Consider the following 21,437-nt stretch of genomic DNA (forward strand, 5'->3'; position numbering starts at 1 on the left):
CTCATGCTGACGATATTTCTGATGGCGGTCGTGCTGATTGTGCTTTGCCTGATTGCACTGTTTACTGTCCCTCCCCTGCGCCGCGCACTGATCACGCCACATATACTCGCGCTGTTCAAGCGCATCCTGCCCAGCATGTCCGCTACCGAACGCGACGCGCTCGAGGCCGGCACCACCTGGTGGGATGCAGACCTGTTTTCCGGCCAGCCGGACTGGCCAAAATTGCTGGCGCACACCGGCCCCAGCCTCACTGCCGAAGAGCGCCACTTCCTCGACCATGATGTCGACCGGCTGTGCGAGCTGGTCAGCGACTGGAATACCCAGCAGGGGCTGGACTTGCCACCCGAAGCCTGGGCCTATATCAAGCAGCAGGGCTTTCTCGGCATGATCATCCCGAAGCAATATGGCGGCAAGCAGTTTTCCGCGTATATGCATTCACAAGTGGTGATGAAACTGTCGACGCGCTGCTCGGCGCTGGCCGTGACGGTGATGGTGCCCAATTCGCTGGGGCCGGCCGAACTGCTGCTGCACTATGGCACCGATGAACAGAAAAACCATTATCTGCCGCGATTGGCGGCCGGCTTGGAAATTCCCTGCTTTGCGCTGACCAGCCCGTATGCGGGTTCCGATGCGGCGGCGATTCCCGATCACGGCGTAGTCTGCATGGGCGAGCATGAAGGACGCGCTACCGTGGGCATCCGCCTGACCTGGAACAAGCGCTACATTACCCTGGCGCCCGTGGCCACCTTGCTGGGACTGGCATTCAATACCAGCGACCCTGACCGCCTGTTGTCCGATGACGCAGCGCCTGGCATCACGTGCGCGCTGATCCCCGCCAATCACAACGGCGTGGTGATCGGCCGCCGCCATCATCCCCTGAACGCCGTGTTCCAGAATGGCCCCACTTCCGGCAAGGATGTGTTTATTCCGATCGACTGGGTGATCGGCGGCAAGGCGCAAGTGGGCAAGGGCTGGCGCATGCTGATGGAATGCCTGGCGGCCGGGCGCGCCATTTCCCTGCCCTCGTCCAGCGTGGGCATGGCCAAGATGGCCGTGCGCGGCACCAGCGCGTATGCGGCAGTGCGGCGCCAGTTCAACATGCCTATCGGCAAGTTCGAAGGGGTGCAGGAAGCAATGGCGCGCATGGGCGCCAATCTGTACCTGATGGATGCGGCGCGCAGGCTGTCGGCGCGGGCCGTCGACCTCGGCGAAAAGCCGGCCGTGATTTCCGCCATCGTCAAATACCACGTCACGGAACGGGGACGCGCACTGGTCAACGACGGCATGGATATATTAGGCGGCAAGGGCATCTGCATCGGTCCCAATAATTTCCTGGCCAATGCTTACCAGCAAATCCCGATCGCCATCACGGTCGAAGGCGCCAACATACTCACCCGCAGCCTGATCATCTTTGGCCAGGGCGCCATCCGCGCCCACCCATATGTGCTCAAGGAAATGGCCGCCGTCCAGGAAACTGACCATCGCAAAGCCATCCTCGACTTCGACCAGGCATTCTTTGGCCATGTCGGCTTTGTGTTTGGCAACATCGCACGGGGACTCTGGTACGGCCTGGGCGGCTGGCGGCTGGCCGCCGTGCCCACTACCGGCGCGGCCGAACTGGCCCCCTACTACCGCGCCATTACCCGCCTGTCGACCGCCTTCGCCGTGATGACCGATATGTCGATGTTCGTGCTCGGCGGCGAACTCAAGCGGCGCGAACGGATTTCCGCCCGCCTCGGTGATGTGCTGTCGCAACTGTACCTGGGCTCGGCCGTGCTGAAACGCTATGAAGATGAGGGACGCCCCCAGGCCGACCTGCCCTATGTGCACTGGGCGCTGCAAGATACGCTGTGCAAGGCGCAACAGGGCTTGAGTGGCGTGCTGGACAATTTCCCCGCGCGGGGACTAGCAGTATTGCTGCGGATCTGGCTGTTTCCTTTCGGCCTTTCGCATCGCCCACCTTCCGATGCACTGGGCAGCGAAGTAACGCAAGCCATGCAAACGCCGGGGACCGACCGCGAACGCCTGCTGGCCGACTGCTACGTGGCCAGTGACGCGCACGATCCGCTGGCCCGTGGCGAAAGGGCGCTGGACTTGCTGGCGCAGGTGGTGGCCATCAAAAAACGCCTGAAGGATACGCCGCAAGGCGCGGCCCTGCGGCACTTGCCGCAAAGCGTGACCGCCATGCAGGAGTGGCTGAGCGCGGCGGCCGCGTCCGGCTCCATCAGCTGCCAGGAGCACAATACCTTGCTGGAATTCACGCGTTTGGTCGACGCGGCGATCCAGGTCGATGATTTTCCACCGCAGCCATCGCAGCAGGTACAGGGCGCCAACCTACTCAAACCTGTTCTTGAGGACCAGCGTCTTGCTGGCGAAAGGCAGGGCGTCGAAGCTTGATCAGGCGGACAGCTCATCGACCAGGAAATCGATAAAACGCCGCACCCGCGGCTCCAGCAGCCGCCGGGTCGGATAGATGGTAACGACTTTCACTTCGTCGAGCGGCAAGTCCGGCAACACTTGCTGCAAGCGCCCCGCCTGCAAGTCGCCGGCGACCAGGAAGTCGGGCAGCAGCGCGATGCCGTCGCCGGCAACGGCCGCATCGCGGATGGCGTCGCCGCTATCGAGGCGCAAACGGCTGCGCCCCGGCAACTTCCCGGCGCTATCGTCGCCGAAGATCCGCCAGGGCTGGCGCCGGTGGCGACTGCTGAAAATCAGGCAGTCGTGCGTGGCCAGCGCATCGCTGTCGAGCGGCAGGCCCCGTTCGGCCAGGTAAGCGGGCGACGCGCACAGCACGGCCTGGTGGCGGGCCAGCACGCGCGACACCAGCCGCGTATCGGGCGGCGCTTCGCCGATGCGTATCGCCAGGTCAAATCCTTCTTCGACGATATCGGCCTGGCGGTCCGTAAAACTGACCTCGGCCTGTAGTTCGGGCCAGGCGGCCAGATAGCGGCGCAGCAGCGGCAGGATCACCAGGCGGCCATAGGCGTCGGGCAAGGTCAGCCGCAGGACGCCGCGCGGCGTGCCCCCTCCCGCCCCCACGGCCACGCTGGACTCGGCTTCATCGACGGCGGAAAGAATCTGCAAACCCCGTTCATAAAACACACGGCCTTCATCGGTCAGGCTCAGGGCACGCGTAGTCCTGTGCAGCAGGCGCACACCCAGCCGTTCTTCCAGCCGGTTCACGGCCTTGCCCGCCGCCGAACGGCTCAAGCCCATGGCTGTGCCACCGGCAATAAAACTGCCTTCATCGACCACGGCCATGAAGACCAGGATCTCGTTCAGGTTCGCGCGCAGCATAGGTTCACTCTTCTTTCTCCAGCGCCAGGCCAGCCACTATAGCAACCCCAATGGGGATGGTTGCTCCCCTCTGTGCCGCCCTCCGTTCGCCGATCATCTGGCTATACTTTTCCCACTTCACCGATCTTCGGCAGAGCACGACAATAAAGGGAAAACAGCATGACACAAACAGCCAGCACCTACAATCACGGCGTTTCCTGGGAAGAACAATTCGGCGTCACCCAGGGTTACAGCATCAACGGCACCATCTATATTTCCGGCCAGTTTTCACATGACATGCAGGGTGCTTTCGTCGGCGAACACGACTTCGATCTGCAGGCCCGCACCACCCTGGAAAACCTCGACCGCGTGCTGGCCGGCTTCAATGTTGGACGTACGCAAATCGCAGAAATGGTGATCTACCTCAGCAACCCATCCGAACATTTCCAGCCCTGCGTGCAACTGTTCAAGCAATACGTGGGCGACCACCGTCCGGCCGCCACCCTGATCGGCGTATCGGGCCTGGCCTTTCCCCACCAATTGATCGAGATACGCGCCGTGGCGCATGCTGGCTAGCAACTAGGCAGGTGCCTGCATCTACCCTTCTTCATCTTGCGCTCTCGCAACATAGAAGATTTCAGGTAAGCAAGAATTTGCTTGATGATTTCCTGTGGCATGGCTATCCATGCCACAGGGCCGCTCAATCAAGGATCTTTTATGCGCCGCCTGTCTCTCTTCGTGATTCTCATCCTGGCTGTTGGCGGCATGGTCGTTGCACATGCAGTACAAGGCTGGACCTTTTCCTACCACCCATTCCAGGGTCGCTACGCGATCTACGGTGGCGGACTTGGCGACCCGCTTGCGCCCTCCAGCAAAGACAAGCGCATCGCCTTCTGGATCGATGGCAAGGTAGCAAGGCAAATGTTTGATGCCATGGGGCCGGACTTGCGTAATGTGTGCGGCGCGGAAGGTGGCCAACGCATCCGGCAACGGGCCCAGCTAAGTTGCTCCTACCATCCCCGCGACGGCTACCGTTGTAACTTTGGTTTTGACCTGGTGACGGGTCTGAGCATTGGAGGCTCCCTATGCTGAGGCGCATGCTCGCGCTGTTTGCAGTAACGGTGTCCATGCTGCTGGCGCAACATGCCTCCGCTGTCTGGCAATACGTCCACAAGGATTTCTCTGGACGCTATGCCATGTACGGCGGCTATCCTGGCGAGACGACGCCCCCGGTTGCAGGCGATACCAAGGCTGCATTCACTCTGACAGGCACGGCGGCGCGGGACATGTTCAACGCCATCGGCCCGGATCTGAAGGACGCTTGTCCAGACTCATCAGTGCGGGTACGCAACCGCGAAACGCTGTCCTGCCCCTATCACCCTGCCGATGGCTATTACTGCGATTTCGGTTTTGATCTGTCAACCGGACTCAGCATAGCCGGATCGACTAGCGCTGCCATTTGCACCGCATCCACAGCATCGAAGGATGGCAGAAAGTAATTGCTGGTCCACCGTATTGCGTCTGCCGACAAGATGGATGCAAGAGTCTGCTTCTCGCCGACACGCCATGCACAACGCCAACCTCCGCTGGCGTTGTGTTTTTTAGTCGTTATTTGCACCAGACCAATCCTGTTTTCCTGCGAAAAATATTCCTGCAGTACTGCACCGCAAAACAGCAGAAAACCGTCTAAACCAAATTTTCGCACCATTTTTGTGCAAAATCTGAGAAGATATATGCTCAAATAACCAATTAACTCCATGGAATTCTGATGAAATACGCCTCTGCTCACGAGTATGTCCAGCATGTCGCCGCGCGCAATCCAGGTCAGCCCGAGTTTCTGCAAGCCGTCACCGAAGTCATGGAGAGCTTGTGGCCATTCCTGGAACGGCATCCGAAATATGCGGAGCACGGTTTGCTGGAACGCCTGGTCGAGCCAGAACGCGTGGTGATGTTCCGCGTGTCGTGGGTGGACGATCATGGCCAGGTGCAAGTCAATCGCGGTTACCGCATCCAGCACAGCATGGCCATCGGGCCGTACAAGGGCGGTATCCGGTTTCACCCGTCCGTGACCCTGTCGGTGCTGAAGTTCCTGGCTTTCGAGCAAACCTTCAAGAATGCGCTGACGACATTACCGATGGGCGGCGGCAAGGGTGGTTCGGACTTCGATCCCAAGGGCAAGAGCCAGGGCGAGGTGATGCGCTTTTGCCAGGCCTTCGTCAGCGAACTGTTCCGCCATGTGGGGGCCGACACGGACGTGCCGGCCGGCGATATCGGCGTGGGCGGGCGCGAAGTGGGCTATATGGCGGGCATGATGAAAAAACTCAGCAACCGCGCCGATTGCGTGTTTACCGGCAAGGGCGCCAGCTTCGGCGGTTCCCTGATGCGGCCGGAAGCGACCGGTTACGGCACCGTCTATTTTGCGCAGGAAATGTTGAAGACGCGGGGCCGCTCGTTCGAAGGCACGCGCGTGTCCATCTCCGGCTCGGGCAACGTGGCGCAATATGCGGTGGAAAAAGCCATGGCCATGGGCGCGCGCGTGGTGACTCTGTCCGACTCCAGCGGCACCATCATCGACGAAGAAGGTTTTACGCCGGAAAAGCTGGCCATTTTGATGGAGATCAAAAATCATCTGTATGGCCGTGTCAGCGATTACGCCGAACGCACCGGCGTGCGCTTCGAAGCCGGTGTCTCGCCATGGCATGTGCCGGTCGATATCGCCCTGCCCTGCGCCACGCAGAATGAATTGACCATCGATGACGCGCGCAGCCTGATCGCCAACGGCGTCGTGTGCGTGGCCGAAGGCGCCAACATGCCCACCACCATCGAAGCGGCCAAGGCCTTCGAGGCAGCCGGCGTGCTGTATGCGCCAGGCAAGGCCAGCAACGCGGGCGGCGTCGCCACTTCGGGCCTGGAAATGAGCCAGAACGCAGCCCGCATCGCCTGGCCCCGCGAAGAAGTCGATGCGCGCCTGCTGCAAATCATGCAGGGCATCCATGCCGCCTGCAAACAATACGGCACGCGCGCCGATGGCACGGTCAGCTATGTCGATGGGGCCAATATTGCGGGCTTCGTCAAAGTAGCCGATGCCATGCTGGCGCAGGGTGTGATTTAACGCAACCAATTAAGCCCAACAATCCCAACGGCAAAGACCGGGGTCGGCCCCTCAGGGTCCGCCCCCAGCCCTTGCGTTTGGGTTTAACTTATCTCAGGCTTCATCAGGCTCTTGCGGCTGATGGTACGGCCCGACACCATGAACTCGCCATTGCCCCGGTAATGCAGGGTTTCGGGCAGCTTGGGCGAGGTGGCCACGTGGGCTTTCACGCATTCGAGGATAAAAAAGCCGCCACGCGGGTTGCCGGCCACCTGCGCCAGCTTGCATTCGAAGTTGGCGTAGCATTCGGCGATCAGCGGTGCGCTGACCTGTTCGGCCGGCTGCGCCGTCAGGCCGAAGGCGGCGAATTTATCCGTGTCTTCCCCGCTGCAATTTCCTATCGCTACCACCTGGTCGACCATGTCCGCCGTCGGCAGGTTGATCACGCACTCCATGCTGCGCTTGATCATTTCATGGCTGTGGTTCGCGTCGGAAATAAAGCAGCCCAGTAACGATGGCGTGAATTCCATCAGCATGTGCCAGCCCATGGTCATGATGTCGCTCTCGCCCTTCCAGCGTGAACTGACCAGCACCACGGGGCCAGGCTCCAGGAAGCGCCGGATATCGGCGACGGGATAATCTTCTTTGTGGTAATTTTTCATGCCGTCTCCGTGGACTCTGTACGCCATAGCATAGACCAATGGCGGCGTGCCGGGCGCGCGGATGGCCTTGACCTGCCGACCGTCCATGTTGCGATTTGTGCAGTTCGTCGCAAATTTCTTCCACGTGAAGAAGTTGCACCCTAGAATACACTTATCAACAACTCAAGGAAACCGCCATGCGCCGTCTAGCCCTGTTTGCCGCCTTGTCCCTTGCTGCCCTCACCCCTGCGCATGCCGCCGAGCAGACGCGCACGGTAGCCGCCTTCAATGCCATCGATATCCGTGGCCCGATCAGCATCGAAGTCGAGTCGGGCAAGGAGCAGAGCCTGATTCTGCGCGGCGACCAGAAATTTCTCAGCGGCGTGATCACGGAAGTGGTCGATGGCGAACTGAAAATTTCGATGAAGGACAAGGACATCAAGAAGACCGATGGCGACCCGCGCGTCATCGTCACCATGCCGGCCTTGCGCAAGCTGATCGCCGAAGGCGCAGGCGAGAAAATCCTGACCCGGCTCAGTGGCCCCAGGGTCGATATCAGCTACAAGGGCGCCGGGCGGCTCTCCGCCGATGGCCAGGTGGACTGGCTGCGCCTGAAGGCGCAAGGCGTGGGCGAAGTCGATACCAAGGCTTTATTGGCGAAAAACGTCGACGTCAATTTCGACGGCATCGGTTCCGTGAAAGTGTATTCCTCGGGCGAATTGAATGCCGTGGTGCGCGGCATGGGCGAGCTGGTGTATTACGGCAAGCCGAAGGTCGTGCATAAATCGGTTTCCGGCATCGGCAGCGTCAACGCTGCCAAATAATATGCCAGATACCGAAGCACTGGTGCTGCGCGAAGACGACGGTGGCCTCGTCACCTTGCGCCTGAACCGCCCTGCGCAGTTCAATGCCCTGTCAACCGCCATGCTGGCGGCGCTGCAGGCCGAACTCGATGCCATCGCGCTGCAAACCCATGTGCGCTGCGTCGTACTGGCCGCAGAGGGCAAGGCTTTTTGCGCCGGCCACGATCTGCGCGAAATGCAAGCCACGCGCCGCCTTGAGCACTATCAAGCCCTGTTTGGACAATGCTCGCGCGTGATGCAATCTATACAGGCGCTGCCCGTGCCCGTGATCGCCAGGGTACACGGCATCGCCACGGCGGCCGGTTGCCAGCTGGTGGCCAGCTGCGACCTGGCGGTGGCGGGCGAGGCGGCCCGCTTTGCCGTGTCCGGCATCAACGTGGGATTATTTTGTGCCACGCCCTCGGTGGCCCTGTCGCGCAATGTATCGCCCAAACGCGCTTTCGAAATGCTGGTGACGGGCCGCTTCATCGACGCCGCCACGGCCGCCGACTGGGGCCTGATCAACAGCGCCGTGGCCGACGCTGCGCTCGACGAGGCAGTCGCGCAACTGGCCGCCAGCATCGCGGAAAAAAGCCCGGCCGCCGTACGCCACGGCAAGGCCATGTTTTACCGCCAGCGGCAAATGGCCCTGGGCGACGCCTACGCCTATGCGGGCGATGTCATGGCGCACAATATGATGGAAGAAGACGCCGATGAAGGCATCAACGCGTTTCTGGAAAAGCGCCCGCCGGCCTGGCGGCAGGGCTGAACACAGCAGCTATCGCACCAGCACCGGCTTGCTATCGCGGGCATTGCGCAGCAAGGGCACGGGATCGGTGGTATCGACCTCGATCACCGTCAGCCCCTGCAGCACGCCCGCCACCTGATACGCCAGCGCGCCCAGGTAGCGCTGGCCCGGCGCCAGGCCGGACCAGGACAGCGCGACGGACGCCGTGCCGCCGATGTAGGCGGTGCCTGGCATCAGCGCCTTGAAATTGCCGCCGCTCAGACCCGGCGCCAGCACCCACGACGACAGGGTGTAGTCGGCGCGGCCGTCCTGCGGCGCGTAGCCGATCACGCAGACGCGGTAGACGCCTGCTGGCGGCAAGCGCAATTCCACTTGCTCGTTCGAGCCTTCATTGCCGCTGCTGCCCACCAGCACGCCGGCGGCGTTGTACACCTCCATGTCGATGTCCGTGTTTGCGCCGCCCGTGGTGTCGTCGTAGGTGGCAAACCGCGCCGCCAGGGTGCCGTCCGGTATCCGCACCTGATGCACGTTCACGCCCACCGCACCGCCCGTGGTGCAGCTGGCGGAAGCCGTATTGTTGTCGGCCTGGCCGATCGAACGCCCCTCGCGGACCGCCGCCAGCAAGCCCGATTTGACGGCGACCAGCTGCCCTGAAAAACCCGTGCCCAGGGTCAGCACCTTGCTGCCCGTGAGCGCTACGCTGGCGACCAGCGGCGAGACAGCCAGCACGCTGGCGCGCGCCGTAAGCGGACTGCGCACGGTATGCACGCCATCGCTCCAGTTCAATGCCCCATACACCCAGGTATCGACCGGCGCCGTGGTGCGCGTCAGCCTGAGCTGAAATTGCGCGCTCTCGCCGGGCGCCAGCGACAAGCTGGCCGGCGTGACTTGCACGCTAAAACCCGGCAAGCTGGCCGAAGCGTTGTAGACGGCGCTGCCAGTACCCACATTGGTCACCGTGCGCTGCAAGCTTAGCGCGCCCAGCACGTCGGCTGCCGTCAGCGACGCCAGGTTCAGGTTGTAGGGTGCGATGAAGCCAGTGGCGCTGCAATCGGCGGAATACGGCGTGCGGATATTCAAGCCGCACAGGAAACGCGCGTAATCGGCCAGCCCCGCGTCATACACCAGACCGGGATCGCTGGCGCCATTGGGCGCGATATGACCTGCGCCCTGCCCCCATGGCAGCTGGCCCGCATTCTTCGCCGTGGCATCCCATGGCAGGCTGCCGTTCAAGCCGTCAGCATAAGTGCCGTACGCGGTCGTCATCAACGCCGACTTGATGGCCGCCGGCGACCAGTCCGGGTGCTGCTGGTGCAGCAGCGCCGCCACGCCAGCCACGTGCGGGCTGGCCATCGAGGTGCCCGTATAAAAATCCCACTCCACCACGGGCGCCACGCCACTGGCCGCCACCGCATCGCGCTGGGCTTGCGTCAGGTCGGCCGACACGGCCGCCAGGATATTCGTGCCGGGCGCCGACATATCGGGCTTGAGGATATTCGGGTTGGCCACGTTCGGCCCACGCGAAGAACTGCCGTTCACAATCGGCGCCAGAACGCTGGTATCGGCAACCGCATGCACTTCGCCCAGGGCAGCCGTCGCCGCAGGCGCCGCGTCCATATAGACCTTCAGGGTCTCGGCCTGGGCCAGCGCCAGCTGCACCGTCGACAAGGCATACGATTGGTTCACGAGATTGGTGGCGCCGCCCGCCACATTGGCGATGACCACGCCGACGGCGCCAGCCGTGTTGGCATTTGCGCTCTTGTTGATCAGAATATTCGCGCCCCGGTCGCAAACCAGCACCTTGCCCGCCACCTTGGCCGGATCGAGATACGCCGGGCTGCCATCGGCTACACCAAAACAGTGTAGCAGCTTGATGTCGGTAGGCAGAACGCCGGGCAAGCCCGCATCGCGCGCGCGTATCAGCGGCGAGAACGGCGTATTCGCATTGCTCGATGCGCCTTCCAGCCGACGGCCATCGCCAAGGATGACGTTGCCCGCATACAGGCGGTTATGGCTGGAATTGGCCATGGTCGCCAGCCAGGGGCTGATATGCGATACGGGCGCCTGCATGTCGGGCGGCAGCGTGGCAGGGCCGGAATTGCCACCCGACGTCGCCACGAACACGCCCGCGCTGGCCGCGCCCAGGAAGGCCTGTTCGGTCGGTTCATCGAAGGCGCCGCCGCCCGCGTTCGGACCGATGGAAAAGTTGATGACGTTGACGCCATCCTTGACGGCCTGGTCGATGGCGGCCACGCTGTCGGCCGTGGCGCAGCCATTGCGGCCCGTCGACGCCGCCGTCCAGCAGACTTTATACACGGCCAGGCGCGCACGCGGCGCCATGCCGGAGACAGCCCCCAGCGACACGCCGTCGATGCCGGCGGCCACGCCATGATTGCCGCCCGCGGTGGACGTCGTATGCGAGCCATGGCCGCCGTGCCCCGTCGCACCGCCCACGGAATCGCGCGGCGAACGGAACTCGGTCCAGTGCAGGGCCGCGCTGGAAGCGCGGTAGTAGCGCGCACCGATCAGCTTGTTGTTGCAGTTGGCCATACTAAAACCTTCGCCCTCCTGGCAGCTACCCTGCCAGTTGCTGGGCGGCGGGCCATACACGAGATGGCTGCCAGCGTGGCTGGGCACGCCATGGTCATCGAGGCGGTCGGCAAAGGAAGGGTTCTCGGGCCAGATGCCCGTATCGACGATGCCGATGATGATGTCGTCGCCCGCATGCGCCGTGCCGCCCAGCTGGTCCCACAAGCCGCCCGGCTGGGTCAAGCCCAGGAAGGTCGGCGTGTAGCTGGTATCGGCCTGCAGGATATGGTCGGCACTGATGCTGGCCACGCCGCCGTTTTTCTTCAGGGCCCGCACTTCATCGTCCGTCAGCAACGCAGAAAAGCCGTTGAAGACCACGTTGTAGCGGTGCGTGATCTGCGCGGCCGGCACGCTGGCGGCCACCAGGGATTGGCGTCGATGCAGATAAGCGATATACACCTGCACATCGGCGGCGCCCACGTCGATGCGCGCACCCGGCGCGGGTTTGGTGGCGGCCAGGCCAGTGAGCTGGCCCGCATAGCTGGCGGCCGGTTTGTCGATCAGTTGCACGATGTAAGAGCGGCGCTCCTGCGCCTGTGCAGGTTGTGCAAGGCTGGCGGCCAGCAGCAAGGCAAGCAGCGAGATAAGGTGGCGTTTCATCTCAGGCTCCTTGCAGGCGGTGCGCCTGGCGGCGGCGCGACAGCATGCCGATGGCGGCCAGGCCGGCCAGCATCAGCATTGAGGTAGACGGTTCCACCACCGCATTGATGCTGATGTTATCGAGGCCGAATTGCGCCTGGTTGAAGGCAGGGAAAAACAGTGAATTGCTGCAGATGCCAAGCGCATTGAAAATGCAGGCATTGAAGGTCAGGCCCAGAAAAACCTGGCTGCCGAAAGCGGCCGGCAGCAAGGCAGGCTGGAAGTGATAATTGCCATCGCTGCCCTGCCCCGCAAAATCCAGCGTAGCCGTCATCATCGCGCCATCGCGCAGCATGCCGCTCAGTTGCAGCTGGCCCCAATGCTGGTCGATGCCGCCCGCGACAGGGGCGATGAAGGAATAATCGAAACCGGCCAGCATGAATCCCCGCGCATGCGACAGCCTGATCCCGCCATCGTTGAGAATCGCCAGGTAATTGCCGCTGGCGCCACTGGGACAGGCGAGGATATCGCAGGAAGAATCCGTGCTGCCATCGAGCAGCGCGCCCACGCCGCTGGACCAGCCATTGGCGGCCGAGGTGGGATCGGCCAAAAAGAGAAACTGGTAGCCCGCGGTCTGCAGCACCTCGCCGCTGCTGTAAATATCGGGCGCGATATCATCGAAATGGATCAGCGCCGCCATGACGGGTGCGGTGCAAAACAAGATGAGGGCGGCGACCAGCCAGCGCCCCAGGTGCGATAAGCGATTCATTCTGCGCCCCCTGAAGATGAGGTGGAATCGATGGCGCGGCAAGCAAGCGCGCCATCACGGGTTACGCAAAACGAATAACATATGCACAACAATTTCTGTTTATTTTTACTCATCCTCCCGGCATTCAGCCTGCTTTTCTCGACGCACCCTGCGCAGGCTCAACGCTGCAGCGGCAGATAACTTTGCTTTAGTTGCCGCAAGACAAAGCTCGATTTGCTGTGGCGGATGCCGGGGATCTTGTACAGGCGCTCGCGCAGCAAACGCTCGTAGTCGCGCGTGTCGCTGACGGCGATGCGCAGGTAATAGTCATAGTCGCCCGACACCAGAAAGGCTTCCAGCACTTCCGGGATCATCGCCAGCGCGTGGCCGAACTCGAACAGGGCCTGGTCCGAATGGTCGTCCAGCGTCACTTGCACGATGACGGTATCGGCCAGCCCCACCTTGGCCGCATTCACGTTCACCGTATAGCCCTCGATCACGCCATCGTCTTCCATGCGCTTGATGCGCGCCCAGCACGGCGATGAGGTCAGTCCCACCTTGGCGCTCAGGTCGTGCAGGCTGATACGGGCATCCTGCTGCAGCGCCGTCAGGATGGCAAGGTCAAATTTATCCAGCTTCATGCTGAGCTTCCTTCACTTTACAGAAAATTTTGCTGAAATACCGATTTTATACGATAAATCCAGCAGCCTTTTCTGGCCAGACAGATAGACAATAAAGGCATGAAACCTGACCACGCCACCCTGCTCGCACCCGCCCCTGACCTCCCCTTGCGCAATGGCGCCAGCGTGCTGATTGATACCCTGCTGTCGCTGGGCGTGGACACCGTGTTCGGCTACCCGGGGGGCGCCGTGCTGCCCCTGTACGATGCACTGCATGCGCAGCCGCGCCTGCGCCACGTGCTGGTGCGCCACGAACAGGCGGCAGTCCACGCGGCCGAAGGTTATGCGCGCAGCACCGGCCGGCCTGGCGTAGTGTTCGTCACTTCCGGCCCCGGCATGAGCAACACCACCACCGGCCTGCTCGACGCGCTGTGCGATTCGATTCCCGTGATCTGCGTCAGCGGCCAGGTGGCCACAACATCCATCGGCACCAGCGCCTTCCAGGAATGCGATGCGCTGGGCATCTCGCGCCCCGTCACCAAATGGAACCGGCAAATCGGCAACGCCGAAGAAGTCGCAACCGTGGTGCAAGCCGCGTTCGCGCAAGCCACGCAAGGCCGGCCCGGTCCCGTGCTGATCGATTTTCCCAAGGACCTGCAACTGGCGCCCGTGCATGGCGCCCCACCTGTGCCAGCAGCGCCAGAGGTCCCACGCCTGCCCGCACAAGCCGATATCGAGCGCGCCGCCCGCCTGATCGCCGGCGCGCGCCAGCCCGTGTTTTATGGCGGCGGCGGCTTGGTCAACTCGGGCGGCCCCGCCAGCGCCCTGTTCCAGGCGCTGGCAGCCATGGCCGGCGCGCCCTGCACCTTGACCTTGCTGGGCCTGGGCGCCTTCCCCGCTTCACACCCGGCCTTCCTGGGCATGCTGGGCATGCACGGCACCCTGGAAGCGAACCTGGCCATGCACCACGCCGACCTGATCGTCTGCGTGGGCGCCCGCTTCGACGACCGGGTCACGGGCAAGCTGGAGGCCTTCAGCCCCCACGCCAAAGTGATCCACGTCGATATCGATCCCGCCTCGATCAATAAAGTCATACGCGCCGAGGTAGCCTTGCGCGGCGATTGCGCCCCCGTGCTGGCGGCGCTGGTGGAGGCGCTGCAAAGCCAGGCCCGCCAGGATTTATCCGCCTGGTGGTCGCGCATCGATGGCTGGCGCGCGCAGAACAGCCTGGCGTTCGACGACACGCCGGACGTGATCGCGCCGCAAGCCCTGATGCAGCGCCTGCAGGCGGCGCTCGATGGTCACGACGCCATCGTCGCCACCGATGTAGGCCAGCACCAGATGTGGGCGGCCCAGCATTTGCGCTTCGAGCGGCCTGGCCGCTGGCTCACTTCGGGCGGCGCGGGCACCATGGGGTATGGCCTGCCGGCCGCCATCGGCGCGCAAGTCGCCCATCCCGATAAAACGGTGGTGTGCATCAGCGGCGATGCCTCGATCCTGATGAATATCCAGGAACTGGCCACCGCCGCGCAGCACCGCTTGCCGGTGAAGGTGGTGTTGTCGAACAATGGCTACATGGGCATGGTGCGCCAGTGGCAGGAACTGCACCACGGCGGGCGCTACAGCCACAGCTACACGGAAGCGCTACCCGATTTCGTGGCCCTGGCGCGCGCCTTCGGCTGGCAGGCGCGCATGGTGGAACAGCGCGCGGACCTCGACGCGGCGCTGGCCGAATGCCTGGCGGCCGACGGCCCGTATTTCCTCGACGTGCGCGTGCATGGCGCAGAAAACTGCTTTCCCATGATGGCGCCCGGCGCGGGACACCATGAGATGTCCCTATCAAAGGGAAAAGTGTACAGCGAACAGTAGGTCGGATTAGCGGGGCAAGGCCGCGCGTAATCCGACCTACGCCCAGATCCTGTAGATCCAGTAGCTTTCATCTTCGCGCATGGCGCGCGTCAGTTCGGTCGGCGTCAGGCCCGTGATTTCACGCGTCTCGCGGCAGAAATGGGCCTGGTCGGCATAACCGCCGCTGGCGGCCACCTCGGACCATGACACTTTGCCCTGCAAGATCGCTTCGCGCTCGTCGAGGAATACCTGTTCTGCGCGGCGCATGCGGCGCAGGGTGCGCATGGGCTGGCCGGCCCAGGCCTTGATGCGGCGCTCGATATTGCGCGCACCGCTGGCCAATCCAGTCGATGCCGCCTGCACGCCCAGGCGGCGCACCCAGTCCTGCATGGCGCCGGCCGAATGATCGCTGCCCTTGCGCGCAAGCTTCCAGCGCGGCACCAGAAAAGCGTCCAATAAGCGGATGCGGGTCTCGTCGTCGGGCGCAGCCAGCACGGCGTCGGACAAGCGCTGCCAGTCTGCGTCAAAGACAGTGTCGAGCGGACGAAACTGGTCCAGCAAGCCATCCATGGACACGCCCGTCAGTGCATGCAGGGCGGCCGGATAAAACATCACGATAAACGAGTGCACGGGACCGGGGTTGTAGCTGACCAGCGGATACGAACGGGGGCCGCCGACCAGCACGGGAAGCATGCGCACATCGGCCAGCGACAGTCCTGGTGCGGCGGCCTCCAGTTCACCCTTGATGGTCCAGACGATGCAGCACATGGGCACGGCGGGAAAGCGGTTCAGGCGCTGCGCGGGCGGCAAGGGCGCGCTGCCCGTGGTGTCGCGCACGACGATGGCGCGCACGCAGGACGCCAGCGCCAGGCGTGGCGCAATCAGGCGCGTAATGGGAGCAGCAAGGGGGGCAGCAAGGGTTCTCGGCGGCGTCGACATGCGGCTCATTCTACAGTGAGTGGCATAATTTGCAACGCGACGGCAATACCGGTGGCGATGTCGTAAACGTTCAATACGCGGCGCGGCCGGGCGCGTACAGTGGTGCCATCCTTAACACGCATCTTCAACATTCAGCAGGAGCACGCCATGCCGCCACTCGATCACACTGCCACGCCATCGAATAGTCGTCCGCTACGCCAGATCCGCCAATTGCCGGGGCCTCGGGCCCTGCCCCTGATCGGTAACAGCCTGCAAGTCAAACTGCCGCGCATCCACCTCGATATGGAAGGCTGGGCACGGCGCTACGGTCCCTTCGTGCGCGCCTGGTTTGGTCCGCAATTGATGCTGGTGGTCTCCGATAGCGAGGCGATTGCCGCCATCCTGCGCGACCGCCCCGATGGTTTTCGGCGGCCACTCAGCAGCGTCATCGTGGCCGAAGAAATGGGTAGCCAGCCCGGCGTGTTCCTGGCCGAAGGCGCCGCCTGGCGCAACCAGCGCCGCATGGTCATGGCCGGCATGGCGCCCGGTGCGATCAAGGCGTATTTCCCCTCGCTGGTGACGGTGGCGCAGCGCCTGCAGCGGCGCTGGGCGGGCGCCGCCGCACGCGGCCAGGCCATCAATCTCGATGACGATTTAAAGCGCTATACGGTCGATATCATCGCCGGCCTGGCCTTCGGCACCAAGGTCAATACCCTGGAAGCGGGCGACGACGTGATCCAGCGCCATCTGGATGCGATTTTGCCGGCCGTGGCGCGGCGCAGCCTGTCGCTTGTTCCCTACTGGCGCTACGTCAAGCTGCCGCGCGACCACCGCCTGGACCGCGACATGGCGGCCCTGAAGCTGGCGATCGCCGATCTGATAGCACAGGCAAGGGCCCGCATGGCGCAAGACCCGTCGCGCCGCGAGCGCCCGCCCAATCTGCTTGAAGCGATGATCGTCGCCGCCGATGAAAAAGACAGCGGCGTCAACGACGGCAATGTGGCGGGCAATGTGCTGACCATCTTGCTGGCAGGTGAAGACACGACGGCCAACACGATTTCATGGATGCTGTATCTGTTGCAGCGCAATCCGCAGGCGCTGGCCAAGGCGCGCGAAGAAGTGCGGCGGCTGGCGCCCGACGTCTCTGCATTCACGATCGAGCAAATGGATAGCCTCGACTATCTGGGCGCCTGCGCCAGCGAAGCGATGCGCTTGAAACCGGTGGCGCCATATATTCCACTCGAAGCGCTGCGCGATACCGTCATCGCCGACATCGCCATCCCGGCCGGCACCATGATCTGCTGCCTGATGCGCCACGATACGGTGTCCGATACGCATTTTGCCGATGCGCAAGCGTTCAAGCCCGAGCGCTGGCTGGCCGAGGGCGAGCAGGAGGTCAACAATAAGCGGGCCGCCATGCCTTTCGGTTCAGGCTTGCGCACCTGCCCCGGCCGTTATCTGGCCTTGCTGGAAATCAAGATCGCCATGGCCATGCTGCTGGGCAGTTTCGATATCGCCGGCATCGATACGCCCGACGGCGGCGAAGCGCAGGAACTGATGGGATTCGTGATGTCGCCGATCGGCCTGTCGATGCGTTTGAACAAGCAGGAGTGATACCATGGAGAAATCACACTTTATGTACTTTCCCCATGCAAATTCACTTTGAATCGCCACAACAAGCCGATGTGCTGGCCCTGATCGCCGAGCTCGACGCCTATCAGCAAAGCCTGTATCCGTCTGACAGCGTGTACTCGCTGGACCTGGCCTCGCTGCCGCCGGACACTTTGCTGTTTGCCGTCGCCCGCGATGATCAAGACGTGGCGCGCGCCTGCGGCGCCATCGTCGTCACGCCCGAATTTGGCGAGGTCAAGCGCATGTATGTGCACCCGGACAGCCGCGGCCTGGGCCTGGCCAAGCGCTTGCTGGCCTTGCTGGAAGCACAGGCGCTGGTGCGTGGCTGCCGCCTGCTGACACTGGAAACGGGCATCCATCAACCGGAAGCCATCGCCCTGTATGCGCGCCACGGCTATCAGCGGCGTGGCCCCTATGGCGACTACCCGGACGATCCATTCAGCGTCTTCATGGAAAAACCGTTGGCGCTGGCGGCATGAGCGCGCCGCTGCTTCCTGACAGCCTGCTCGACATCCGCGCACGCCTGCGCGATTTTGCCGACGAGCGCGACTGGGACCAGTTCCATACGCCGAAAAACCTGGCCATGGCCCTGTCGGTGGAAGTGGCGGAACTGGTGGAACACTACCAGTGGCTGCCGACCGGCGCAGACGCCGAACTGGACGAGGCAAAACGCACGGGCATCCGCCACGAACTGGCCGATGTGCTGATGTACCTGGTGCGCCTGGCCGACAAGAGCGGCGTGGATTTGCACGCGGCCGTGCTGGAAAAGATGGCACTCAATGACCTGAAATACCCGGCGGAACAGGTGCGCGGCGATGCGCGCAAATCGACCGAATACTGAGCTGCCGACATCATTCGTGCGTGAGCCTTAGGCGAAACGGCGTAGCATGGCGCCATGCGTGCCTTTCTTCCACTGCTATTTGGCTTAATGCTCCAGGGCACGATTGCGCTGGCGCAAACCGCATCCGTGCCGCAAGTCAAAGTGGACGCCACGCGCGACCCGGTCGATAAATCCTACCGCAAGATGATGTTGGGCGTGGACCGCTTCGAGCGCGACCATGCACTGGCGCCGCAGGCCAGCCTGCGTTTTCGGCTGCTGCCGCGCCAGCCCGGCGTGGACATGACGGGCGTGCAGCTGCGCATCGCCGGCGACACCGTCAGCGTGCCGCTGCCCCTGGCTGCCGACAACAGTTTTGCCCCCGTGCGCAATCAACAGGCCTTGCGCGAAGACGCCGTGCTGATCGCCAACCGCAAGGCCACCACCATGAGCTGGCGCGCGCAAGTGATCACGCCCGGCTTGCCGCCCGATACGCGGCGCCTGGGCGACTTGCGCCTGGAATGCCGGGCCGGCATGGATTCCGGCCTGATCTCGAATGACCCGCAAATCATCGCCTGGCTGTCCAGCATGCTGTACAGCACCGACAAGGTCTGCAGCCAGCCCGATGGCAACTACCTGTTTTTCACGGACCGGCCCCTGTTCGGCGTTACCCTGGTGCACGGCAACCGCCGGCTCGCGCTACCGTTCAAAATGCTGTACGCGGGTGGAGAACAGACGCCCGCCTCTCTGCCCTATTGCGATTGCCAGGTCTTGCTGGACCGCAGCTATTACGCGCCCCTGTGGGACGCCAGCTGGCCCGACGACACCTTGCTGGAATTGCGCTATATGGACGAGGTGGCGCCATGAAGTGGTTGAGTCTCTTGCTGTTAGTCACGCTGACGGCCTGCTCGGGCACCCGCGCCTTGCAAGCGAGCAAGAGTGTAGCCTATGCCACCCTGGAGCAAACCGTGCAGATCGGCGCCAGCAAGCAGCAAGTGCGCGCGGCGCTGGGCGACAGCACGGCCATCCGTTTCGACAGCGGTGATGAAGTGTGGATGTACACCTACCCGACCGCGTCCGGTGCGCAGGGGGAATATGTGATTTTGTTCGGGGAAGATGGGGTGGTAAAGCAGGTGCGCAGCGGGGAAGTGTATCGAGCGGGGAAATAGCTGTGGGGTCAGACCCGCCGGGTCTGACCCCTGCACTCTACCTCGCCTTGAGCAAAGCCCGCGCCCCCACACCACGTCCCACACCCACGCTCTTGCGCTTGGGTGACGATTTCAATTTAAAAATGCCGATCGACTTGGCCACGCTGTCCGTGCGCTGCGCCAGGTTGGTGGCCGCCGCCGCTGCTTCTTCCACCAGCGCCGCGTTTTGCTGGGTGATGCCATCCATGTGGATCACGGCCTGGTTGACCTGGCCGATGCCCTGGTTCTGCTCACGCGTGGTCGAGGAAATCTCGTCCATGACTTCCGTCACGCGGGCCACGGAAGCGATCACTTCCGTCATCGTGGCGCCCGCATTGCTGGTCAGCTCGGTACCTGCATTGACGGTGGCGATCGAATGGTCGATCAGGTGCTTGACTTCCTTGGCGGCCGTGGCCGAGCGCTGGGCCAGGCTGCGCACTTCGCCCGCCACCACCGCGAAGCCGCGGCCGTGTTCACCGGCGCGCGCCGCTTCGACGGCGGCGTTCAAGGCCAGGATATTGGTCTGGAAAGCAATGCCATCGATCAAGCCGATGATGTCCAGAATCTTGCGCGAGGAACTGCTGATCTCATCCATGGTGGTCACCACTTCCGTCACGATGGTGCCGCCCTTGGCCGCGATGCCCGATGCTTGTTGCGCCAGGTCATTGGCCATGGCCACGTGCTCGGCGCTGTTTTGCACGGTCGAGGTCAGCTGCTCCATGCTGGCCGCCGTCTGTTCCAGGCTGGATGCCTGCGACTCCGTACGGCTGGACAGGTCCATATTGCCGGTGGCAATTTCTGCCGTGGTGATGCGGATATCTTCGAAATTGGCGCGCACGTCGCCGATGATGCTGTGCAAATTGATATTGGTCTGGCGCAAGGCCGCCATTAATTGCCCCATGTCATCCTCGCGCACATGCTCGATGGTGCCCGTCAAGTCGCCACCAGCCATCTTGCGCGCCACCGTGATGGCGTCGTTCAAGGGCGCGGCCAGCGAATTGTGCAGATGCGACCAGAAATACAGGGCCAGCGCCACGCCCACGGCGGCTGCACCGCTGAGCCAGCTACGCGTGGCCGTACTGGTGTCGCCATCGATATTCCATACGGCGCAGCCGAGCACGACCAGGATCAGGCCAAACAGTATGCAGTGCAGGGCGATATCCTGCGGCAAGCTCAGCTTGCGCCATTCCGCCAGCCTGGCGGCCCAGCCCTGGCGCGCGATCCGGCCATTGCGGATCGCCAGATTGGCCGTATTGCCCTCTTTAAATCCTTTGTACAGGGCCGCCGCCTCGTTGATCTGCTCGCGCGTGGGCTTGGTGCGCACCGACATGTAGCCGATCGGACGGCCGTTTTCAATCACCGGCGTGATATTCGCCAGCACCCAGTAGAAATCGCCATTCTTGCAGCGGTTCTTGACCATGCCCGTCCACGGCATGCCATTCTTGATGGTTTGCCACAGGTCGGCAAACGCCTCGACCGGCATATCGGGGTGGCGCAGGATATTTTGTGGCGCCCCCAGTAATTCCATTTCTGAAAAACCGCTGACTTCGATGAAATACTGATTCGCGTAATTGATGTTTCCCTGTAAATCGGTCGTGGAAACAATCGTCATGCCCTCATTTAATATGTATTCATTTTGCGTAATAGGCGTGTTGACCCGCATTGTCGCTCCTCTATTTTTCTCAACTAGCATAACAAAAAGATAAAAACAATATACCACATCAAGCACCTGCCAGATGTGGAGTCAGCGGACATGACGCCTGTCAAACAATATAATAAAAGTCAACCATCCTATCTTTTAATATTTACTTTAATTCAATTTAATTGACTTTATTAAAATGAAAATAAATGACCAGGTTTACGCATGCAGATTAATAAAATATTATTCATCATCCAAGTCA

The 21,437-nt window shown here is 62.5% G+C and carries 20 protein-coding genes; 13 read left to right on the plus strand and 7 right to left on the minus strand.

Features of this window, described 5'->3' with window-relative positions; genetic code table 11:
- Positions 1-3 precede the first annotated feature (3 nt).
- Positions 4-2,397: an acyl-CoA dehydrogenase gene (locus tag ACL9RI_RS12735; protein ID WP_422726943.1), complete on the plus strand. Its 2,394-nt coding sequence runs from the start codon at positions 4-6 to the stop codon at positions 2,395-2,397.
- On the opposite strand, the gene ACL9RI_RS12740 is transcribed toward ACL9RI_RS12735, so the two are convergent.
- Positions 2,398-3,297: a LysR family transcriptional regulator gene (locus tag ACL9RI_RS12740; protein ID WP_422726944.1), complete on the minus strand. Its 900-nt coding sequence runs from the start codon at positions 3,295-3,297 to the stop codon at positions 2,398-2,400.
- 159 nt (positions 3,298-3,456) lie between these two features.
- Here ACL9RI_RS12740 and ACL9RI_RS12745 point away from each other — a divergent pair, with 159 nt between their 5' ends.
- From ACL9RI_RS12745 to gdhA, 4 genes are all read left to right on the plus strand, one after another.
- Positions 3,457-3,852, plus strand: a complete 396-nt coding sequence (locus ACL9RI_RS12745) for a RidA family protein (RefSeq protein ID WP_422726945.1) — start codon at positions 3,457-3,459, stop codon at positions 3,850-3,852.
- Between the two features lie 81 nt (positions 3,853-3,933).
- Positions 3,934-4,368 carry a hypothetical protein gene (locus ACL9RI_RS12750; protein WP_422726946.1) on the plus strand — a complete coding sequence of 145 codons (435 nt, stop codon included), beginning with the start codon at positions 3,934-3,936 and terminating at the stop codon, positions 4,366-4,368.
- Positions 4,362-4,775, plus strand: coding sequence for a hypothetical protein (locus ACL9RI_RS12755; RefSeq protein ID WP_422726947.1), 414 nt, complete (start codon positions 4,362-4,364; stop codon positions 4,773-4,775). The genes ACL9RI_RS12750 and ACL9RI_RS12755 overlap by 7 nt, the downstream gene beginning before the upstream one ends.
- Positions 4,776-5,044: 269 nt before the next feature.
- Positions 5,045-6,388: an NADP-specific glutamate dehydrogenase gene (gene gdhA / locus ACL9RI_RS12760; RefSeq protein ID WP_422726948.1), complete on the plus strand. Its 1,344-nt coding sequence runs from the start codon at positions 5,045-5,047 to the stop codon at positions 6,386-6,388.
- An 83-nt stretch (positions 6,389-6,471) separates the two neighbouring features.
- Here gdhA and ACL9RI_RS12765 read toward each other — a convergent pair whose 3' ends face one another.
- On the minus strand, positions 6,472-7,029 hold the full coding sequence (locus ACL9RI_RS12765; protein ID WP_422726949.1) for a flavin reductase family protein: 558 nt from the start codon (positions 7,027-7,029) through the stop codon (positions 6,472-6,474).
- A 176-nt stretch (positions 7,030-7,205) separates the two neighbouring features.
- On the opposite strand from ACL9RI_RS12765, the gene ACL9RI_RS12770 reads away from it, so the two are divergent.
- Both ACL9RI_RS12770 and ACL9RI_RS12775 read left to right on the plus strand, forming a co-directional pair.
- Positions 7,206-7,832 carry a head GIN domain-containing protein gene (locus ACL9RI_RS12770; protein WP_422726950.1) on the plus strand — a complete coding sequence of 209 codons (627 nt, stop codon included), beginning with the start codon at positions 7,206-7,208 and terminating at the stop codon, positions 7,830-7,832.
- 1 nt (position 7,833) lies between these two features.
- Complete coding sequence (locus tag ACL9RI_RS12775) at positions 7,834-8,619, plus strand: enoyl-CoA hydratase (RefSeq protein ID WP_422726951.1); 786 nt, start codon at positions 7,834-7,836, stop codon at positions 8,617-8,619.
- A 9-nt stretch (positions 8,620-8,628) separates the two neighbouring features.
- Here the strand turns inward: ACL9RI_RS12775 and ACL9RI_RS12780 are convergent, their stop codons facing one another.
- The 3 genes from ACL9RI_RS12780 to ACL9RI_RS12790 all read right to left on the minus strand — a co-directional run bounded on the left by ACL9RI_RS12780 (position 8,629) and on the right by ACL9RI_RS12790 (position 13,155).
- A complete protein-coding gene (locus ACL9RI_RS12780) occupies positions 8,629-11,787 on the minus strand; it encodes a S8 family peptidase (protein ID WP_422726952.1) in 3,159 nt (1,052 codons plus the stop codon).
- Between the two features lies 1 nt (position 11,788).
- Positions 11,789-12,535, minus strand: a complete 747-nt coding sequence (locus ACL9RI_RS12785) for an NF038120 family PEP-CTERM protein (protein ID WP_422726953.1) — start codon at positions 12,533-12,535, stop codon at positions 11,789-11,791.
- Between the two features lie 158 nt (positions 12,536-12,693).
- A complete protein-coding gene (locus tag ACL9RI_RS12790) occupies positions 12,694-13,155 on the minus strand; it encodes an Lrp/AsnC family transcriptional regulator (RefSeq protein ID WP_070217690.1) in 462 nt (153 codons plus the stop codon).
- Positions 13,156-13,254: 99 nt separating this feature from the next.
- Here ACL9RI_RS12790 and ilvB point away from each other — a divergent pair, with 99 nt between their 5' ends.
- Positions 13,255-15,003 carry a biosynthetic-type acetolactate synthase large subunit gene (gene ilvB, locus ACL9RI_RS12795; RefSeq protein WP_422726954.1) on the plus strand — a complete coding sequence of 583 codons (1,749 nt, stop codon included), beginning with the start codon at positions 13,255-13,257 and terminating at the stop codon, positions 15,001-15,003.
- 36 nt (positions 15,004-15,039) lie between these two features.
- Here ilvB and ACL9RI_RS12800 read toward each other — a convergent pair whose 3' ends face one another.
- Positions 15,040-15,921 (minus strand): helix-turn-helix domain-containing protein, encoded by an 882-nt coding sequence (locus ACL9RI_RS12800; protein WP_422726955.1) that lies wholly within the window; start codon positions 15,919-15,921, stop codon positions 15,040-15,042.
- A 147-nt stretch (positions 15,922-16,068) separates the two neighbouring features.
- Between ACL9RI_RS12800 and ACL9RI_RS12805 the strand changes: the two genes are divergently transcribed.
- The 5 genes from ACL9RI_RS12805 to bamE are packed head-to-tail and all read left to right on the plus strand — an operon-like array spanning position 16,069 to position 19,518.
- Positions 16,069-17,514 (plus strand): cytochrome P450, encoded by a 1,446-nt coding sequence (locus ACL9RI_RS12805; RefSeq protein ID WP_422726956.1) that lies wholly within the window; start codon positions 16,069-16,071, stop codon positions 17,512-17,514.
- 35 nt (positions 17,515-17,549) lie between these two features.
- Positions 17,550-18,011: a GNAT family N-acetyltransferase gene (locus ACL9RI_RS12810; protein WP_422726957.1), complete on the plus strand. Its 462-nt coding sequence runs from the start codon at positions 17,550-17,552 to the stop codon at positions 18,009-18,011.
- Positions 18,008-18,373, plus strand: coding sequence for a nucleotide pyrophosphohydrolase (locus ACL9RI_RS12815; protein ID WP_422726958.1), 366 nt, complete (start codon positions 18,008-18,010; stop codon positions 18,371-18,373). The genes ACL9RI_RS12810 and ACL9RI_RS12815 overlap by 4 nt, the downstream gene beginning before the upstream one ends.
- A 54-nt stretch (positions 18,374-18,427) precedes the next feature.
- Entirely contained in the window at positions 18,428-19,216 is a 789-nt protein-coding gene (locus ACL9RI_RS12820; RefSeq protein WP_422726959.1) for a hypothetical protein, read from the plus strand.
- Positions 19,213-19,518, plus strand: coding sequence for an outer membrane protein assembly factor BamE domain-containing protein (gene bamE, locus ACL9RI_RS12825; RefSeq protein WP_422726960.1), 306 nt, complete (start codon positions 19,213-19,215; stop codon positions 19,516-19,518). Before ACL9RI_RS12820 ends, bamE begins: the two co-directional genes overlap by 4 nt.
- 37 nt (positions 19,519-19,555) lie before the next feature.
- Here the strand turns inward: bamE and ACL9RI_RS12830 are convergent, their stop codons facing one another.
- Positions 19,556-21,199: a methyl-accepting chemotaxis protein gene (locus tag ACL9RI_RS12830; RefSeq protein WP_422726961.1), complete on the minus strand. Its 1,644-nt coding sequence runs from the start codon at positions 21,197-21,199 to the stop codon at positions 19,556-19,558.
- Positions 21,200-21,437: the final 238 nt, after the last annotated feature.

Source organism: Janthinobacterium sp. Mn2066 (assembly GCF_049319705.1).
Classification (GTDB): domain Bacteria; phylum Pseudomonadota; class Gammaproteobacteria; order Burkholderiales; family Burkholderiaceae_D; genus Janthinobacterium.